Genomic DNA, 17,802 nt, shown 5'->3' with positions numbered 1-17,802 from the left:
AAGTTATGTCAACATTCAAAAGAGTACATCTGATCGTTATGGATTCAGTGGGAATCGGTGAAGCGCCGGATGCGGCAGAATTCGATGATTTCGATGTCGACACCTTTGGTCACATTGCACGTGAACGCGGAGGGCTGAAAATGCCTCATATGGCCAGTCTTGGACTGTCCAATATCAAGGAAATTGAGGGTGTCCCTGTAGCGGATGCACCAAAAGCCTTTTATACCAAGATGCAGGAAGCATCCAGAGGGAAAGACACCATGACGGGTCACTGGGAATTGATGGGCCTGTACATTGATACTCCTTTCCGTGTGTTCGCAGACGGATTCCCGGATGAATTGATTCAGCGCATTGAGGAAAAAACAGGCCGCAAGGTGATCGGGAACAAACCGGCCAGCGGCACGGAAATCATCGATGAATTGGGCGAAGAGCATGTGAAAACAGGTGCCCTGATTATATATACATCCGCAGATTCGGTTCTGCAAATTGCAGCCCATGAGGATGTTGTTCCACTGAAAGAATTGTATGAAATCTGTGAGTTCTGTCGTGAGATTACTCTCGACGATCCGTACATGCTGGGCCGCATTATTGCCCGTCCGTTTGTAGGAGAAGTGGGTAACTTCAAGCGTACAGCTAACCGTCATGATTACGCACTTAAACCGTTTGGCCGTACCGTGATGAATGAGCTCAAAGATGGTGGATTTGATGTAATTGCTTTGGGTAAAATCGCAGATATCTACGATGGAGAAGGCGTAACGAAGTCTGTACGTACCGTTTCCAACATGGATGGTATGGACAAACTGTCCGAAACAATGGATGAAGCGTTCACTGGACTCAGCTTCCTGAACTTGGTCGACTTCGATGCCTTGTTCGGTCACCGTCGTGATCCACAAGGCTACGCTCAAGCACTGGAAGAGTATGATGCTCGTCTGCCTGAGATTTTCAGCAAAATGACGGACGAGGATCTGCTGCTCATCACAGCTGACCATGGTAATGACCCAACCTACCGTGGCACGGACCATACCCGTGAGTATGTTCCGCTGCTTGTGTACTCTCCGCGCTTCAGCGAGGGTAAAAAGCTTGAACTGCGCAGCACGTTTGCAGACGTTGGTGCAACAGTAGCTGAGAACTTCGGCGTGAAACTGCCGGAATACGGTACAAGCTTCCTGAAGGATTTGAAGTAGTCCGAATTCTTATCTTTAACTGAACTTGGGGAAAGCTTTTATTTTCTTAGAACATACAATTGGACAGGACAACCATTGGGGCAGCTTCGGCTGCTCCGGTCCCTGGCCTTCATTCAAACTGATGGATAACTGGAGGAGATTTAATCATGAGTACACATATTGGAGCTAAACCCGGAGATATCGCAGAAACAATCCTTTTGCCAGGGGACCCGTTGCGTGCAAAATTTATTGCGGATACGTACCTTGAAGATGTTGTTTGTTACAACGAGGTTCGCGGAATGCTCGGGTTTACGGGTACATATCAAGGGCACCGCATCTCGGTGCAAGGCTCTGGCATGGGGATTCCATCGTTCAGCATCTATGCCAACGAACTGATCAGCGAATATGGCGTAAAAAACCTGATTCGTGTAGGAACTTGCGGAGGCATGCAAGAGCATGTACGTGTTCGGGATGTTATCCTTGCTCAAGCTTCATGTACTGATTCCAGCATGAACAAGCTTGTATTTGGTGGATATGATTTCTCCCCAATCGCGACGTTCTCCCTGCTGAAAGAAGCCTATGACCGTGCAACAGCCAAAGGCATGAAAATCCATGTCGGTAACGTATTCAGCTCCGATTCCTTCTATCGTGACGACCGTTCCGTGACTGAGAAATTGATGCAGCACGGCGTACTGGGCGTGGAGATGGAAACAACAGCACTGTACACACTCGCTGCTAAATTTGGCGTGAACGCATTGACCATCCTTACTGTAAGTGATCACTTGCTGACAGGTGAAGAAACTACAGCCGAAGAACGCCAAAAAACGTTCAACGACATGATGGTGGTAGCACTGGAAACAGCAATTACGCTGTAATTGTTGCATTTTATATTCAATAATCAATTGATTTTGATCGAAACTTTTGTTCCACGAGCGTAGTGAAGGAAACGGAATCGATTCTGAAGAAGCGAAGCGTTCACCTTTGTCTCCAAGTTTCCAAATTACAAAAACCATAAATTTTACACGATAACGAAGAGGGCAGAAAAAACCTGAAGAAGCGAAGCGTCCGCCTTTATCACCGGATTTTCCCTTTAGAAAAGGGAATCAGAAAAATCTGGGGATAACAGCGGTTGGAAGGTTGTTCTGCCATCGGAGTGACCCGTGTAAAACACCCACAACGAAGGAGAGATCATCATGAGAATGGTAGACATTATTGCTAAGAAGCGCGACGGAAAAGAACTGACAACAGCTGAGATTGATTTTGTTGTTCAAGGATATACACAAGGTGAAATCCCGGATTACCAAGTCAGCGCTTGGGCGATGGCAATATTCTTCAAGGATATGACGGACAAGGAACGCGCAGATTTGACCATGTCCATGGTGAACTCGGGCGAGACGATTGATCTGTCCGCAATTGAAGGCATCAAAGTAGACAAGCACTCCACGGGAGGCGTAGGCGACACCACAACGCTGGTACTGGCACCACTCGTTGCAGCTCTCGATGTTCCTGTTGCCAAAATGTCCGGACGTGGATTGGGTCACACTGGTGGTACAACAGACAAACTGGAATCCGTTGCAGGCTTCCATGTAGAGCTGGAGAAAGAAGAGTTCATCCGACTCGTTAACGAACATAAAGTCGCGGTTATCGGTCAAAGCGGCAACCTCACACCGGCAGACAAAAAGCTCTATGCATTGCGTGATGTTACAGCTACCGTGAACTCCATCCCGCTGATCGCCAGCTCCATCATGAGTAAGAAAATTGCAGCAGGTGCCGATGCCATCGTACTGGATGTCAAAACGGGTGCTGGTGCATTCATGAAGACTACGGAAGATGCAAAAGAACTGGCACATGCCATGGTAAGCATCGGTAACAATGTAGGCCGCAAAACGATGGCTGTCATTTCCGATATGTCCCAACCACTGGGTCTGGCTATCGGTAACGCGCTTGAAGTGAAAGAAGCCATTCTCACGCTGCAAGGTAAAGGACCGAAGGATCTGGAAGAACTTTGTCTGGCACTTGGACGTCAAATGGTATTCCTTGCTGGCAAAGCAGACTCCCTGGAGCATGCTGAGGAGAAATTGAAAGAAGTGATCCAGAACGGTAAAGCACTGGAGAAATTCAAGGACTTCCTGGCAAACCAAGGCGGAGACGCTTCGGTTGTAGATCATCCGGATCGCTTGCCACAAGCGAAGTATCTGGTTGAAGTGCCAGCGGATAAAGACGGATATGTTGCTGGTATCGTGGCTGACGAAATCGGTACTGCAGCAATGCTGCTCGGCGCAGGCCGTGCAACGAAGGAATCCGAGATCGACCTCGCTGTGGGCTTGATGCTCAACAAAAAAGTGGGTGACCAGGTTAAAGCTGGCGAATCCCTCGTAACGATCCATGCGAATCGTGAAGACGTGGCAGACGTAATCGCGAAGATCAAAGAAAACATTACAATTTCGGATCATGCCGATGCACCTGTGCTGGTACATGATATCGTAACGGAATAATAGATCAGGCAAAGATCAGGCAAACAAGGTTTAATCTTATGTTCAAATTAAACTCAAAACCCCGAAGTGATGTAACCCATCGCTTCGGGGTTTTTCTTATTTTTTCTTCAACTTATCATATGCCATAACGGAATCTGCATTGGTATAAATATATGGTGTGGAGGGCTGATCGACAGGTGTTACCTTCGTTGCACGAATCTCAATGGTGTCCTCGCCGTTCACTTGAGCAGATCCAATGGTGCCATCAATTTGTACCCAACTGTCTGTAGGGAAGCTGTCTGCATTCGGGACATGAATCATCACACCAAAGGGTGCCGCGTCTGCGGGGCAGCACATGACCAGAAATCGTCCTAATGCAAAATGAGATTCATGATCCATACTTTTATCCCGGTATACAAACCCGGTAAGGGAGATAGCCTTGCCTGCAAATTGCTGTTGGAACATATCAATGGAACCCAATGTCTCGGAGAAGATTTCGGGATATACCTTGATGACCGATTCCGCATATAACTTCTCTGCCAGTTCAGCAAATTCACGACTGTACTCATCCGGGGGTACGAATTGTACTTTTGCGGCAGGCGTTGTTAATTCAACAGTCGTTGTTTTTTTTGAAAGATCCTTAACGTCCAGTTCTGCTGCATCAGGCAAAGGCTCTTTTCGACGAATCTCTGGAGTTCCATAGGATAGTGACATACCTTTTTGACTGGCCATGGAACTACCTAACGCCTGATCAGGCAAAAGAAAACCTAAGATTAAGGGAATGGCAATCAAGCCATAAATCAGCGAGCTGCGTATCCATCCCGAAGGAGGCGGGTGCTCACAATCACAATGGAGCTGACTATTGCCAAACAGTCCGTGCCAGGCCATGATAGCAGCAATAAACAAAAAGGGAACAGGGCAGCAGAGAAGCAATCGTTGCATTGTTGGTGCCAGATAATAATGAAGAGAATCGCTTGAATTCAAATGAATGATGTATACAGCCAACCCGCCGATCCACAACGCACGAATTAGGTTATGCCATTGGATGGGGGGAGATTTTGAAACAGGAGCTTTGGACATCGTATAACCAGGATGGTTCATGTAATCAATCACCTCTTTTGATCAGATCGTGACTTCGCAATTGCTTTCTCGGATAAGCGGGATTAAACATACTCTTAAATGCTCATGCCAAAAGGTTAATCAACCACGACCCGGCGAAAACCAATATAATAATGGCCAGGCTCAAGCCAATAACGAACCGGGTGCGGAAGGTGGAGAGCAGCATCAGTGTGCTTTTAAAATCAAGCATTGGACCGAGGACGAGAAAGGATAACAGCGGCCCTAACGCAAACGTGTGAGAGAAGGCAGAGGCTACGAAAGCATCGGATGTCGAGCAGAGAGACAATACATACGCAAAGCCCATCATGAATGCATAAGAGGCAACAGGCCCGTTACCCAGAGAGATGAGATCACTGCGGCTGATAAAAGTCTGGATGCAGGCTGTAATGAGTGCCCCAATCACCAAGTATTTGCTCATATCGACAAATTCGTCACCGGCATGGATGAAAAAGCTGCGCCAGTTTTTGTCATGCACGTGATCATGATCGGCTGAATGTGAATGAAGCTTTGCCATTTTAAATCCGGAATGAGTATGCACATTCGCTGATCCATGTCGTTTAGACATGTTCAAAGGATTTTGATGAACGAACATATACGTCAGCATCCCTATACAGGCAGCTACGGCAAAAGAAAGCAACATACGGGCAATCACAATTTCCGGGTGGGACGGAAATGCAAGCAAGGTTGCGGTAAATACAATTGGATTTACGACAGGACCACTTAGAATAAACGTGACCGCGATGTAGGCGGGCATGCCTTTGTTCATTAATCGGCGGACAACCGGAATCATGCCGCATTCACAGATGGGAAAGATAATACCCAGAAGACCCGCTACCAGAACACCACCAATGGGGTTTTTGGGAGTTAGTCTTCTCACCATTTCTTCAGATACAAACCATTGCATAAATGAAGATAACAACACTCCGATGAGCAGAAATGGAGCCGCTTCGAGAAAAATACTTATGAATATGGTTTTCATATTTTGCAAGGCTTCACTGTTCCATGCCTCTTGCAGATCGGGAGCCATCGTAATCAATACGGGAACAAGAAATGCACAGGGTATAAGGAATGACAGGAGCTTTAGATTAGCTGCCAATTTCATGGGATAGACCTCCAGAACCGGGACTTTGGTAAAATATATGCTTGTACCGTCCGCATCATACTCGTTCACTTTAATTAATCAACATTTTTACGATTTAGACTTCTGAGGATGCCAACATGTTGACAAAAGAAACAAGGTTCAGGTATAGTTTGGATTATTAATCGTAATGATTACGATTAATCAATTGTTACATTCAGCCTATTGTCGAGTGGAAGCTACATAGCATTCCGTCATTCGTTTTGGGAGGATAAATAGAAGGGAGTCATTGAAATGACAGAACAACAGGTACAACCCCGAGTTCCGGTGACCGTATTAAGTGGATATCTGGGTGCAGGCAAAACGACATTGCTTAATCATGTACTCCATAATCGGGAGGGCATGCGAGTTGCTGTAATTGTAAATGACCTCAGTGAAGTTAATATTGACGCTGGCTTGATCCGGGATGGCGGTGGATTGTCACGCATTGATGAGAAGCTGGTGGAGATGTCCAATGGCTGCATCTGCTGCACGCTGCGTGAGGATTTGCTGAAAGAGGTAGAGCGGCTTGCGCTGGACGGTTCTTTTGATTACATACTGATTGAATCTACAGGCATTGGGGAGCCTGTGCCCGTTGCCCAGACATTTACGTACATTGACGAAGAACTGGGGATTGATTTAACGGAATTTACGCGGCTCGATACGATGGTAACGGTAGTGGACGCTGCCCAGTTCTGGCGCGATTTCTATTCCAAAGAAACGTTAAGGGATCGGGGGCAGGAAGCCGGAGAGGACGATGTACGGGGAATCGTTCATCTGCTGACGGATCAGGTTGAATTCTGTGATGTGCTGATTTTGAACAAGTGTGACCTGGTATCGGAAGACGAGCTGATCAAGCTAGAGAAAGCATTACATGCGATGCAGCCGGAGGCCCGACTTATTCGTACAACCCATGGACAGATTGACCCCAGAGAGATATTGAATACCGGACGATTTGATTTTGAAAAAGCAAGCCAGTCTGCGGGCTGGATCCGCGAATTAATGAAAGAAGAACACACACCCGAGACAGAGGAATATGGCATTCACTCGTTTGTGTACCACCGGAAACGACCGTTTCATCCGGAACGTTTGCTGCGCTGGATTGCGAAGTGGCCTGAAAGTATCGTACGTTCCAAAGGCTTAATGTGGCTGGCAACACGTAATCATATGGCGGTGTCTTTTAGTCACGCAGGAACATCCAAGCAGTTGGGGCCTGCCGGATTATGGGTGGGTGCGATGAGTGAGGAAGAACGACAAATGCATTTTGGTGATACACTTCCACCTATTCCGGATTGGGATGAGCAGTGGGGAGATCGGGTAACGAAACTGGTGTTCATCGGGATAGACATGGACCGCGCGGAGATCGAACGAACGCTGGATGAGACACTTCTTACAGAAAAAGAAATGCTGATGAATTGGCGAGAATTGAAAGATCCATTTCCAGCATGGAGTTGACAAAAGAAAAAGCATGGGCTAATATCATTAAACAGTAATCATTACGATTAGATAAATAGAAGGAGGCCATATCCATGAGAGTCATTGTAACTTTAGCCTGCACCGAGTGCGGAGATCGCAACTATACAACAACCAAGAACAAGCGTAACCATCCAGAACGGATCGAATTGAAGAAGTATTCACCACGATTGAAGAAGATGACGATTCACCGGGAAACAAGATAAATTTTTTTGTCGTTTTTACATCGTAATATTTACGAAAAGAGGAAAAACCATGATTTTATCTTCCATGCGTGATGTGGTATTCGGATACGGCAAAGAGCCTGTCATTGACCAACTGTCGCTGGATATCCATGTTGGGGAGTTCGTGGGCATTACAGGACCCAATGGTTCTGCGAAAACAACTATCCTGAAATTGCTGCTGGGGCTGTTACAGCCCTGGAGCGGCACGGTACATATGGATGCACAGTCCGTACGTGGCAGTAAGCTGAACATCGGGTATGTACCCCAACAGGTCGCATCGTTCAATAGTGGATTTCCCAGTACGGTGATCGAACTGGTGCGATCCGGATGTTACCGTAAGCTCGGCTTGTTCCGCAGATTCACTTCCGAGCAGGAAGCTGTTGTGGAACGCAGCTTGCGGGAAGTTGGCATGTGGGAATACCGCAACGCACGAGTTGGTGAACTGTCGGGTGGACAAAAGCAGCGGATCTGCATTGCCAGAGCCTTGGCAGGCGAGCCCCAGGTACTCGTGCTGGATGAGCCGACTACGGGGATGGACCGACGCAGCCGTGAAGGGTTCTATGATCTGATGCGCCATTATGCTGATGTCCATGGGCTGACCATTATTATGGTAACCCACGGACTGGAAGAAATGGGCGACCGATTGGACCGGACCATTACCCTGGAACGGCAAGAAAGTGAGGAATGGCAGTGTTTGAGTACGAATTCATGCAGCGTGCCTTCTGGGCAGGCGGACTGATTGGAGTCATTGCTCCGATTCTGGGAGTATACCTGATGCTTCGACGCCAGGTGCTGATGGCGGATACGTTATCCCATGTTTCATTGGCTGGAGTTGCCCTGGGTTCCGTGATGAACCTGGATCCGGTAATCTGTGGATTTGCGATTGCGATTATCGGTGCATTGCTGGTGGAACAACTCCGAAGAAATTACCTGACGTATAGCGAGGTCCCTGTAGCGATCATTATGACATCCGGGCTTGCCCTTGCTGTGGTACTCATGAGTCTGAAAACGAGTCTCTCCAAGACATTTAGCTCTTATCTGTTCGGTTCCATCGTTGCAGTTAGTGATATGCAGTTGTGGATTATGGCAGCTGTGTGTGTTATCGGTCTGATTTTTTTCATCGTGCTCAGAAGACCATTGTACAATTTCACGTTTGATGAAGAGACAGCTTCCATCGGAGGTATTCAGGTTAAAGGTTTATCATTTGCATTTGCCGTTCTGACAGGAATGACCGTTGCTTCAGCCATGCCGATTGTCGGCGTGTTGCTCGTGTCTGCATTAATCGTGCTTCCTGCTGCCCTCGCACTGAGATTGTCACGCAGTTTTGCAGCAGCGATAGTTATCGCCGTCGTTACCGGTTTAATCGGTATTTTTAGTGGACTGACCACCTCTTACCATTTAAACACACCACCGGGAGGAACCATTGCTCTCATCCTGCTGGTCTTTCTATTGATTGGAATATCAGCTCAAAAGCTGATTGCAAGATATAACCGTAAACGCCATCGCAAAGCGAGAAAACAACAACGCGCAACGCTATTCATACATTCAAGGGAGAATACACGACATGAAATTTAATAAAAGATCAGCACTCGCACTGTTATTCAGCCTTACACTCATCGTCTCCGGTTGTGGACAAAACCAGTCTGCTTCCGATTCCAGTACCAACTCGGCTAACACGCCAGCTTCGGCGGAGACCGAAGAGGCCAAACTAAATGTTGAAGTCAGCTTTTATCCAATGTACGAATTCACCAAAAATGTGGCAGGCGATCTGGCTAATGTTCATACACTCGTTCCTGCAGGTACCGAGCCGCATGACTGGGAGCCGACACCACAGGATATTGCAAGTATCGAGAAAGCGGATGTACTTGTCTATAATGGGGCGGGTATGGAATCCTGGATCGATCAAGTTACAGACAGTCTCGCCAATGCCAAACTGATTCAAGTGGAAGCGAGCCATGGAATTGATCTGCTGGAAGGCTCAGAAGAAGATGAGCATGAACATGCTGACACAACAGACACCCACGATCATGCGGATGACGCCACGACAGAGGAGCATGATCATGACGCTGAAGCAGAAGAGGCACATACACATGACCACGATCACGGCGGACTTGATCCCCACGTGTGGCTGTCACCTGCACTTGCCGTGAAGGAAGTACGTAATATCGAGGCTGGATTGGCAAAGGCTGCACCGGAACATGCTGAGCAATTTAAGCAAAATGCCGACACTTACGTTGCCAAACTGGAAGCACTGGATCAGGATTTCAAAGCGGCTGTAACAGACAGCAAACGTAAAGATTTCATCACACAGCATGCTGCATTCGCCTATCTTGCACAGGAATATGGTCTGCAGCAAGTACCGATTGCCGGGCTGTCTCCAGAACAAGAGCCTTCCGCAGCGCAAATGGCTGCCGTTATTGATTTTGCCAAGGAGCATCAGGTGAAGACGATCTTCTTCGAAACGTTGGTTTCATCCAAAGTGTCAGAGACCATCGCCAATGAAGTAGGAGCCAAAACGGCCGTATTGAACCCGATCGAAAGTTTGTCGGAAGAGGAAATCGCGGCAGGAATGGACTACATCGGTGTAATGCGGCAGAATTTGGAGGCGCTGAAACTGGCCCTGAATGAATAGCACTTTATGCTTCAGTAACAAGCTGAATTCACGAAAAAGATAGTCCATTTGATGCCAGTCATCGAAAAAGGTACAATAATACAACATGCTGAGGAATGGCACAGCCATTCCTTTGCCTTTTGCCACGCAGAGAGCACAGGGATGTGCTCTTTTCGTTGTTCAAGGTGACGGAGATTATGCGGGGAACGGGAGGAAATGTAATGGATTTACCTGAAGAACAAGAAGTGCTGTTAAGTCAACAGCCTGCCCATCTATGGAGAAGACGCAAACAGGAGTTAATGCAGTGGACGGAACGCGAGAAGCAGACGATGGCAGCGAAGAGAACGGAGATTTGGAATGATGTTGAAGTGGATGCTGAGCTGGTCGATGCCTTGACTTTGCTTCACAGAGCAGGCGTACGTACCGAGTTTTCTTGCGCTGGTGTAAGCCCTCTCGATGAACCGGTGGATCATTCTCTTTATGCCTATGTTACACTTGTACAAAATGAGGTAGCCGATCGATTTGTGACTTATGCTCTGACGCAGATGCGCAACAGATTGCTGGTTACACTGGAGACAGGAACGGGGCGTTATGATCTGTCTTCTTTTTTCATCGGACATAACCGGAGTTTCTGCTGGTGGATGCAATATTGCGCCGCACATTTTATGGATCTAAACGAACACAGCGTAGCCACGTAATATAGTGATAGGCAGTTTTACTCGGAGGCAAGGGAGGTAGGACCGGATTGAATAAATGGCTCAAAACCATACTGTTTCTGATGGGTTCAGCGATACTGACCCGCTTTATCCCGTTTTCTTCATTGTTCCGTAACCTGGATACGATGATTCACGAATTTGGCCATGCGCTGATGACATTGGTGTTATCCGGGAAAGTATTGCGCATTGAATTATATGCTGATCACAGCGGCGTTACGTACTCATCCATGCTGACACCAGGCAGATCCATTTTGGTTTCCTTGGCGGGCTATGTTACTGCATCCCTCTTTGCTTGGTTGCTATTCTATCTATACCGAAAAGGACGGCATATGTGGGGGCTTGGCATTATGACAGGTGTAGCTCTGGTGTCGCTTCTCTTCTATGTAAGGGGAGAATTCGGCATGCTCTGGCTTACAGGCTTTAGTGCCCTGAATATTGTGATCATGATTTTTGGCGCCAGAATCGCGAAATTCTATTATTTGCTACTGGCTTTTCTTACACTGGAAGAGTCGGTAGTTAGTGCCATCTACGTTGGGCTGATGTCCTGGACACAACCTTCGCGGGCGGGGGACGCGGCGAATCTGGCTCAGCAGACATTCCTCCCAGCGCTGTTCTGGGGAACGTTATTTGCACTGTTTGCACTGTGGTGTGCGAAGGGAGCACTTACGCTCTTTTTCCGAAAAGAAAGCATGGCAAGGCCGTCAACATCTCGTAGATTACGCGGACGTAACGTTTAGAAAAACAGAGAAGGCACCTCCTTTATTGTTAAAGGAAAGTGCCTTTTTGCTTGTCTTTAGGTCAATCAATCTCCAAGATTTTCCCAAAGCACATAAAAGAAATAAATTTCTTCTATGATCGCCTTATCATCTTGAGCGGCAATACCGCCCCTTATCCGGGCAAGGGTACCCAGAATATCGTAAATCGTCTCTCGCTCCACACTGAACTGAATACGATTGACGATTTTGTCCCAGGCTTTCATCGCGTAATCGATTTGAGACTTGGCTTCAGTCCATTTTTTGGCCTCAACTTGTTTCTCCAATTTTTGTATAGATTCAAGCAAGCGATCATCAGCGCCAAAGGGCTTTTTGAGCATAGCTCCCGTAGCCATGATCGCGACGAACACAAGTAACAGGCATATCGGAAGCACATACAGCAACCAGAAACGCGTTTTCATTCAATCGCCTCCTTCATGTAAATTTAGAAAGGCCCTTCGTAATCTCCCATATCAGTTTTATCGGTGATCTTATCCTTAAACAAATCAATATACAATTTATCGTTAGGCAATATGGCGGCAAAAGCAATATCCTGTATCGTCACTTTTTGCTTCTTCAGCTGCTCGCTGAGCCAATTCGTGTCCTTGTTTCGCTCGGCCAGATTTTGCTTAATCAGCACGCCATCAATGATTATCTCGGTCATCAGCTTGCTCTTGGCAGGATGCATATGCATGTCCTTCGCGGTTACCGGTTGATTCTCAGGTTTTAAAACAACAGAGAGGCTGCCGTCCGGCTCCAGAATGGCATAATCCAGTGTGGTGATGTCAAATACATCCTTTTGCCGCAGCATCATGGTCAATTCGTCGAATTTCACACGCATTTTATGCAAATTCTGTTCAAGGATTTTACCGTTCTGGATAATCAGGGTCGGGTCGGAGTCCATCAGCTTGGAGATGGTACGATTTTTCAGCGTAATATACTGAAAGATAATCGTGATAATAGTGAAAATGGTCAAGGCCACAAAATGAATCCATGCCTTGGAAGATAGATCGGTCGCAAATGTACCTGCGAGGGAACCAATCGTAATACCATTAATGTAATCAAAATACGTCAAGTTACCCATTTGCTGTTTGCCCAGTACCCTGGTATAGATGATCAGGGTCAGAAAGGCGATAATAGATCGCACAGCAACAACCCATGTTTCCTCCATCATGTATGTATCACCTTCCTTCGCTTCATCTTACAAATTGAAAACGTTAATGCTTGGAGCCAATATTTAGCTCTTGCTCCACCAGCATATTTGTGGACTATAACAAGCTTTTCCTAGGCTGGATCATCTTATTCTTCAACGCAAAAAAACCGAAACCTGGATACGTGCTTCAGGCTTCGGTTAATTCAATACATATCTTCAATTCAGTCAATTCATGTAAAAGTAAAATAGAATAGAGGTCATACACCCGAGTAGGCCATAAAGCCGCCATCCACAGGAATAACAGTGCCTGTAACAAATCCGGACTGCCGTTCATCAGCCAGCCACATCAGCGTGCCCAAGAGATCTTCCGGTTTACCGAAGCGTCGCATGGGCGTGTGCGCAATGATTTTGCTTGAACGTTCGGTCGGGGAGCCATCCGGCTTCAGCAGCAGATTACGATTTTGTTCCGTCAGGAAGAACCCTGGTGCAATGGCGTTTACCCGGATTCCCGATTCTGCCAAATGTACGGCAAGCCATTGCGTGAAATTGTTAATCGCGGCTTTGGCTGCACTGTACGCAGGAACTTTGGTCATGGGCGAAGGGGCACTCATCGACGAAATATTAATGACAGTAGCTGGAACATCACGTTCAATCATTTGTCTTGCGAAAATCTGGGTAGGGATGAGCGACCCGACAAAATTCAGATCCATCACCTGACGGAATCCCTCTACACTTACATCAAAAAAAGTAGTGATATCGGGCTGCTCCAAATCTTCCTGTTTGAAAATTTCATTTGTGGTATTGGCGCTGGCATGGTTGCCACCTGCTCCGTTAATAAGGATATCACAAGGGCCCAGCTTCTCCAGAACAATGGCTGCTGCCGCTATAACGCTATCGGCCTGGGTTACATCACAAGCTACAGCAATCGCCTTTCCGCCTTGAGCCTCAATTGCCGCAACGACTTCTTCCCCTTTGGATACAGTCCGGTTCAGAATAGCTACACTTGCGCCATGCCGTGCGAGCTCTTCAGCCATAGAGCGGCACAAAACACCTGCTCCGCCAGTAATTACGGCTGTTCTGCCTTCCAGTCGGGTTGATTTTTCTTTGACAAAGTCATTCATGCTTTTGACCTCCTTTGCAGGGAATCCCAGACGCCCCACAGATACATAATTCCCAGAGCCCGATCATAGAGTCCATATCCCGGTCTGCATTGTTCTCCCCAGAGATGACGTCCGTGGTCCGGTCGTGCATAACCTTCGAATCCAGTATCGTGATAGGCCTCCACAACACCTGCAATATCGACATTTCCGTCCTGACTGCGATGAGAGGTCTCGATAAAGTCGCCGTTATCGTAGATTTTGACATTACGGATATGGGCAAAAGGGATACGATCCTTGAATTCGTGAATCATGCCGATAATATCATTATTCAGATTGGCTCCAAGCGAGCCGCTGCACAGAGTTACACTGTTATAAGGGCTATCATACAGGTTCAGATATCGGCGAATATTGTCTTGGCTCGTAATAATCTTGGGCAGACCAAAGATCGGCCATGGCGGATCATCCGGATGAATAGCCATTCGAATACCTAGTCGTTCAGCGGTTGGAATGATCTCCTGCAGGAAATAACGGGCGTGTTCCCACATATGATCCTCTGTTACATCCTTATATGCTTCGAACAGACCTGTTAAATACTGCAATCGTTCCGGTTCCCAGCCAGGCATGGTTAATGCTGAATTCTCGGTAATCCGGCGCACCAGTTCAAGAGGCTCAATATCTGCGAGTTTCTTGTGCTCGTAGAAGAGGGCTGTAGAGCCATCTTCCATCTCCTTATGCATATCGGTACGCAGCCAATCGAAGATCGGCATGAAGTTGTAACAGATGACTTTAACGCCTACCTGGGCGAGTTTTTCCATCGTTTTTTTATAATTCTCAATATATTCATCACGTGTAGGCAGACCGAGTTTGATGTCTTCATGAATGTTAACACTCTCAACAACATCCAGATGTAACCCGGCCTTGTCCGCTGCAGCTTTGACGGCCAGAATTTTGTCCAGGGGCCATTCCTCACCTGCCGGAACATCGTGCAGTGCCCATACAATGCCTTCGACACCGGGAATCTGCCGGATATGATCAAGCGTTACGGTATCATTGCCTTCACCAAACCAGCGAAAAACCATTCTCATCACATTCACCTCATCAAGATTAGTTTAAAGAACAGAACAGATCCATCCATCATCATTGAAAATAGGAAGGGTATGTATGCCGCAGGACAGCCAGATCTGTGACGGTTAAGTGCAGATGTTCCTGCATAATGTGCTCCGCCGTTTGAGCATCATGCTGTTGTATCGCCTGAACCATGGATCGATGCTGCTCAAGCAGGTGATCCCAATGATGATCTGAAGACAGGCGGAGCATTCGGCTCCGGTTCAGATGCACATTCATATGCTGGATCACGGACCAGGTGTTTTTTTTGTTGCAGCCTGCAAAGAGAGTGCTATGGAATTCCTCATCCAATCCGAACATTCGTTCATCATCCGGTTCAAGTATACATTCCTGCTGATGTTCAAGGTTCTGCTCCATTTTTTTCATATATTCATCTGGAAATTGCACACAGGCTAGCCGTATGACGGCACGCTCAAGCTGTTCACGCATGAATCGGGCTTCCTCCACGAGATCCACTTGAATCAGAGATACATAGGTACCCCGCTGCGGATATATTTCCAGCAGACCTTCCTGTGCTAATCGGACAAAGCTTTCTCGAACAGGGGTCCGACTCACATTGAACTCGAGCGAGATCTCTTTTTCCGAGATAGCAGTACCGGGAGGCAGCTTCAAACTCAATATCAACTGCTTCAACGTCGTGTAGACAGCCTCACGTGAAGAGAATGCCTGTTTGTTCAGCGAAGATGGGCTTATTAAGGATGATAATAAATCGGCTTTGGATGAAGACCTAGGGGGATATTCCATAACTTCAACTCCTTCAAAGACATACTACCATACTTGTATGGTAGTATGGAAGCGCTTTTATCTAACTTATATATAATTTATCGGGCATAGCTTGTTCTTCACAGGTTTGAGGAGTAAAATATAGCCATTAGGTTTAAATGTTTAAACGAATAGACGCTACAGACAATATCTTTAGAAACTTATTAGAGGTGAAACCATGGGACAAAAAGCATTATCCATCTTTCAAAACTGCATCCCCTTATTCCAGGTACTAAGTGACAACCATCGTCAGGCCATTTTACTTGCGCTCAGCGAGAAGGGCAGCATGACGGTGAATGAAATTACAGAACAATTCAGCCTGTCCCGGCCTGCAATATCCCATCATCTCAAGCTGTTGCTTGAAAAAGGACTTATCTCCGTGGAGCAGAAGGGAACACAGCGATATTATTCTGCTTCGTTAAAGTCCTCGGTGGAACTTTTGAAGGAACTGGTGGCCGCGATGGAAGAGGAGTGCTTATAGACAAGAGCAGCTAACATGCCCATGCATGTAGGCGATTCGTTCGTTTGTTTAAACGGATCATCATTAACTCATAGAGGAGTTGGATTACGTGAGTACAATACAGGAATTAAGCGAACCTGAAGTGGAAGAAATTTTACAGCAGCAGCGGCAATTTTTTAGAACAGGGGCTACTCGTTCCGCTGAGGCTCGCATTGCACATTTAACCCGATTGAAACAGGCGATTCAAAAGTATGAGTCCCGTCTTACCGAGGCGCTCTATCAGGATTTGGGCAAGAGTGAGTTCGAATCGTATACAACGGAGATCGGATTTATGCTGGATAGCATTTCGCATACCATTCGGCAAGTGAAGAAATGGGTCAAACCGGTCAAGGTTAAAACTCAACTCGCGCTGATCGGTTCCAAAAGCTATATCATTCCTGAGCCTTATGGTGCGGTCTTGATTATTGGGCCCTTTAACTATCCATTCCAGCTGTTAATTGAACCTCTGGTTGGCGCGTTGGCAGCAGGCAATACGGCAGTTCTCAAAGCATCTGAAAACACACCAGCCGTCTCCGCCGTTATTCGTGAGATGATAACCTCCATCTTCGAACCAAATTATGTCCACGTGGTTGAAGGAGCGAAAGACACCACCACGGCACTTATTAACGCCCCATTTGACTATATTTTTTTTACAGGAAGTGTCCCGGTGGGCAAAATCGTCATGGAGGCTGCTGCCAAAAATCTCGTTCCAGTTACGCTGGAGCTTGGCGGTAAAAGTCCGGTTATTGTGGATAAGCATGCCGATCTAAACGTCGCTGCACAGCGCATTATATGGGGAAAGCTGCTCAATACCGGTCAGACCTGCATCGCACCAGATTATCTGCTTGTACATGAACAGGTGAAAGTTCCATTGATTGCCGAAATGAAAGCAGCGGTAGAGTCGTTCTTTGGTACAGATATCCAGCACAACAGAGACTATGGGCGAATCGTCAACAAGGCCCATTTCAAACGTCTCACGACCCTTATTGAACGCGATCAGGCTCATGTCATTTATGGCGGTCAATCCGATGAGGAAGATCGTTTTATAGAACCGACCTTTATTGATGCCGAATCGTGGGAAGCCGCCTCGATGGAGGACGAGATTTTTGGTCCGATTCTGCCGATTATCAGTTATACCCATATTGGTGAGGCGATTGCAGGTATTGTAAAGCGACCCAAACCGCTGGCGCTCTACCTCTTTACATCGGATACACAGTTACAGGATCAAGTGATGCGAGAGGTTTCTTTTGGGGGCGGCTGCATTAACGATACGATTACGCATGTAGCCAATCCAAGGCTGCCGTTTGGAGGCGTGGGACATTCAGGTTTGGGCGCTTATCATGGACGGTATAGTCTGGAGGCCTTCTCTCATATGAAAAGTGTGCTTAAAAAGAGCACCAGATTAAACTTCTCAATTTTATATCCGCCGTATGATAACAAACTGAAGACGATTAAACGTCTGTTAAAATAAAAGAACCGACGTTTAACCATATAGCAATTAAGTTCTGGACTGG

19 protein-coding genes are annotated in these 17,802 nt (G+C 46.9%); 12 read left to right on the top strand and 7 right to left on the bottom strand.

The window, feature by feature from the left end:
- The first annotated feature begins 5 nt into the window (after positions 1-5).
- The 3 genes from deoB (at position 6) to QP794_RS07815 (ending at position 3,658) form a co-directional block, all read left to right on the top strand.
- Entirely contained in the window at positions 6-1,184 is a 1,179-nt protein-coding gene (gene deoB, locus QP794_RS07825) for a phosphopentomutase (protein ID WP_079344643.1), read from the top strand.
- Positions 1,185-1,330: 146 nt separating this feature from the next.
- Complete coding sequence (deoD, locus tag QP794_RS07820) at positions 1,331-2,038, top strand: purine-nucleoside phosphorylase (protein ID WP_024631979.1); 708 nt, start codon at positions 1,331-1,333, stop codon at positions 2,036-2,038.
- Positions 2,039-2,356: 318 nt separating this feature from the next.
- The gene (locus QP794_RS07815; RefSeq protein ID WP_094937904.1) at positions 2,357-3,658 is read left to right on the top strand and encodes a pyrimidine-nucleoside phosphorylase; all 1,302 of its coding nucleotides are present in this window, start codon (positions 2,357-2,359) and stop codon (positions 3,656-3,658) included.
- A gap of 96 nt (positions 3,659-3,754) precedes the next feature.
- Here QP794_RS07815 and QP794_RS07810 read toward each other — a convergent pair whose 3' ends face one another.
- Both QP794_RS07810 and QP794_RS07805 read right to left on the bottom strand, forming a co-directional pair.
- A complete protein-coding gene (locus QP794_RS07810) occupies positions 3,755-4,738 on the bottom strand; it encodes a TIGR03943 family putative permease subunit (RefSeq protein WP_285075696.1) in 984 nt (327 codons plus the stop codon).
- A gap of 82 nt (positions 4,739-4,820) precedes the next feature.
- Positions 4,821-5,858: a permease gene (locus QP794_RS07805; RefSeq protein WP_285075695.1), complete on the bottom strand. Its 1,038-nt coding sequence runs from the start codon at positions 5,856-5,858 to the stop codon at positions 4,821-4,823.
- Between the two features lie 270 nt (positions 5,859-6,128).
- Here QP794_RS07805 and QP794_RS07800 point away from each other — a divergent pair, with 270 nt between their 5' ends.
- The 7 genes from QP794_RS07800 (at position 6,129) to QP794_RS07770 (ending at position 11,634) form a co-directional block, all read left to right on the top strand.
- Positions 6,129-7,328 (top strand): GTP-binding protein, encoded by a 1,200-nt coding sequence (locus QP794_RS07800; RefSeq protein WP_285075694.1) that lies wholly within the window; start codon positions 6,129-6,131, stop codon positions 7,326-7,328.
- 74 nt (positions 7,329-7,402) lie between these two features.
- A complete protein-coding gene (gene rpmG, locus QP794_RS07795) occupies positions 7,403-7,552 on the top strand; it encodes a 50S ribosomal protein L33 (protein ID WP_024631975.1) in 150 nt (49 codons plus the stop codon).
- 49 nt (positions 7,553-7,601) lie between these two features.
- The gene (locus QP794_RS07790) at positions 7,602-8,309 is read left to right on the top strand and encodes a metal ABC transporter ATP-binding protein (protein WP_024631974.1); all 708 of its coding nucleotides are present in this window, start codon (positions 7,602-7,604) and stop codon (positions 8,307-8,309) included.
- Positions 8,255-9,145 carry a metal ABC transporter permease gene (locus QP794_RS07785; RefSeq protein ID WP_024631973.1) on the top strand — a complete coding sequence of 297 codons (891 nt, stop codon included), beginning with the start codon at positions 8,255-8,257 and terminating at the stop codon, positions 9,143-9,145. Before QP794_RS07790 ends, QP794_RS07785 begins: the two co-directional genes overlap by 55 nt.
- Positions 9,135-10,202, top strand: a complete 1,068-nt coding sequence (locus tag QP794_RS07780) for a metal ABC transporter substrate-binding protein (protein ID WP_285075693.1) — start codon at positions 9,135-9,137, stop codon at positions 10,200-10,202. Before QP794_RS07785 ends, QP794_RS07780 begins: the two co-directional genes overlap by 11 nt.
- Before the next feature lie 200 nt (positions 10,203-10,402).
- Entirely contained in the window at positions 10,403-10,879 is a 477-nt protein-coding gene (locus QP794_RS07775; RefSeq protein WP_285075692.1) for a hypothetical protein, read from the top strand.
- Between the two features lie 47 nt (positions 10,880-10,926).
- A complete protein-coding gene (locus QP794_RS07770; RefSeq protein ID WP_285075691.1) occupies positions 10,927-11,634 on the top strand; it encodes a M50 family metallopeptidase in 708 nt (235 codons plus the stop codon).
- A gap of 65 nt (positions 11,635-11,699) precedes the next feature.
- Here the strand turns inward: QP794_RS07770 and QP794_RS07765 are convergent, their stop codons facing one another.
- The 5 genes from QP794_RS07765 to QP794_RS07745 all read right to left on the bottom strand — a co-directional run bounded on the left by QP794_RS07765 (position 11,700) and on the right by QP794_RS07745 (position 15,771).
- Positions 11,700-12,071 carry a DUF4363 family protein gene (locus QP794_RS07765; RefSeq protein ID WP_285075690.1) on the bottom strand — a complete coding sequence of 124 codons (372 nt, stop codon included), beginning with the start codon at positions 12,069-12,071 and terminating at the stop codon, positions 11,700-11,702.
- 23 nt (positions 12,072-12,094) lie between these two features.
- On the bottom strand, positions 12,095-12,823 hold the full coding sequence (locus QP794_RS07760; protein WP_285075689.1) for a DUF421 domain-containing protein: 729 nt from the start codon (positions 12,821-12,823) through the stop codon (positions 12,095-12,097).
- A gap of 236 nt (positions 12,824-13,059) precedes the next feature.
- Entirely contained in the window at positions 13,060-13,923 is an 864-nt protein-coding gene (locus QP794_RS07755) for an SDR family oxidoreductase (protein ID WP_285075688.1), read from the bottom strand.
- Positions 13,920-14,987 carry a mannonate dehydratase gene (gene uxuA / locus QP794_RS07750; RefSeq protein WP_285075687.1) on the bottom strand — a complete coding sequence of 356 codons (1,068 nt, stop codon included), beginning with the start codon at positions 14,985-14,987 and terminating at the stop codon, positions 13,920-13,922. Before uxuA ends, QP794_RS07755 begins: the two co-directional genes overlap by 4 nt.
- A gap of 52 nt (positions 14,988-15,039) precedes the next feature.
- Positions 15,040-15,771 carry a GntR family transcriptional regulator gene (locus QP794_RS07745; RefSeq protein WP_285075686.1) on the bottom strand — a complete coding sequence of 244 codons (732 nt, stop codon included), beginning with the start codon at positions 15,769-15,771 and terminating at the stop codon, positions 15,040-15,042.
- Between the two features lie 196 nt (positions 15,772-15,967).
- On the opposite strand from QP794_RS07745, the gene QP794_RS07740 reads away from it, so the two are divergent.
- Both QP794_RS07740 and QP794_RS07735 read left to right on the top strand, forming a co-directional pair.
- Positions 15,968-16,270, top strand: a complete 303-nt coding sequence (locus tag QP794_RS07740; RefSeq protein WP_285075685.1) for an ArsR/SmtB family transcription factor — start codon at positions 15,968-15,970, stop codon at positions 16,268-16,270.
- A 97-nt stretch (positions 16,271-16,367) separates the two neighbouring features.
- A complete protein-coding gene (locus QP794_RS07735; RefSeq protein WP_285075782.1) occupies positions 16,368-17,759 on the top strand; it encodes an aldehyde dehydrogenase in 1,392 nt (463 codons plus the stop codon).
- Positions 17,760-17,802: the final 43 nt, after the last annotated feature.

This window comes from Paenibacillus sp. UMB7766-LJ446 (genome assembly GCF_030226665.1).
Classification (GTDB): Bacteria; Bacillota; Bacilli; order Paenibacillales; family Paenibacillaceae; genus Paenibacillus; species Paenibacillus vandeheii.
This window is presented reverse-complemented; position numbering and strand designations above follow the sequence as displayed.

Excerpts from the sequence above, each read along its gene's own strand:
- QP794_RS07755 (WP_285075688.1), bottom strand. The coding sequence starts at position 13,923 with ATGAATGACTTTGTCAAAGAAAAATCAACCCGACTGGAAGGCAGAACA.
- QP794_RS07780 (WP_285075693.1), top strand. The coding sequence starts at position 9,135 with ATGAAATTTAATAAAAGATCAGCACTCGCACTGTTATTCAGCCTTACA.
- deoD (WP_024631979.1), top strand. The coding sequence starts at position 1,331 with ATGAGTACACATATTGGAGCTAAACCCGGAGATATCGCAGAAACAATC.
- QP794_RS07810 (WP_285075696.1), bottom strand. The coding sequence starts at position 4,738 with ATGAACCATCCTGGTTATACGATGTCCAAAGCTCCTGTTTCAAAATCT.
- QP794_RS07740 (WP_285075685.1), top strand. The coding sequence starts at position 15,968 with ATGGGACAAAAAGCATTATCCATCTTTCAAAACTGCATCCCCTTATTC.
- QP794_RS07800 (WP_285075694.1), top strand. The coding sequence starts at position 6,129 with ATGACAGAACAACAGGTACAACCCCGAGTTCCGGTGACCGTATTAAGT.
- QP794_RS07790 (WP_024631974.1), top strand. The coding sequence starts at position 7,602 with ATGATTTTATCTTCCATGCGTGATGTGGTATTCGGATACGGCAAAGAG.
- QP794_RS07775 (WP_285075692.1), top strand. The coding sequence starts at position 10,403 with ATGGATTTACCTGAAGAACAAGAAGTGCTGTTAAGTCAACAGCCTGCC.
- QP794_RS07805 (WP_285075695.1), bottom strand. The coding sequence starts at position 5,858 with ATGAAATTGGCAGCTAATCTAAAGCTCCTGTCATTCCTTATACCCTGT.
- deoB (WP_079344643.1), top strand. The coding sequence starts at position 6 with ATGTCAACATTCAAAAGAGTACATCTGATCGTTATGGATTCAGTGGGA.
- QP794_RS07765 (WP_285075690.1), bottom strand. The coding sequence starts at position 12,071 with ATGAAAACGCGTTTCTGGTTGCTGTATGTGCTTCCGATATGCCTGTTA.
- QP794_RS07785 (WP_024631973.1), top strand. The coding sequence starts at position 8,255 with ATGGCAGTGTTTGAGTACGAATTCATGCAGCGTGCCTTCTGGGCAGGC.
- QP794_RS07815 (WP_094937904.1), top strand. The coding sequence starts at position 2,357 with ATGAGAATGGTAGACATTATTGCTAAGAAGCGCGACGGAAAAGAACTG.
- QP794_RS07760 (WP_285075689.1), bottom strand. The coding sequence starts at position 12,823 with ATGATGGAGGAAACATGGGTTGTTGCTGTGCGATCTATTATCGCCTTT.
- uxuA (WP_285075687.1), bottom strand. The coding sequence starts at position 14,987 with ATGAGAATGGTTTTTCGCTGGTTTGGTGAAGGCAATGATACCGTAACG.
- QP794_RS07745 (WP_285075686.1), bottom strand. The coding sequence starts at position 15,771 with ATGGAATATCCCCCTAGGTCTTCATCCAAAGCCGATTTATTATCATCC.
- rpmG (WP_024631975.1), top strand. The coding sequence starts at position 7,403 with ATGAGAGTCATTGTAACTTTAGCCTGCACCGAGTGCGGAGATCGCAAC.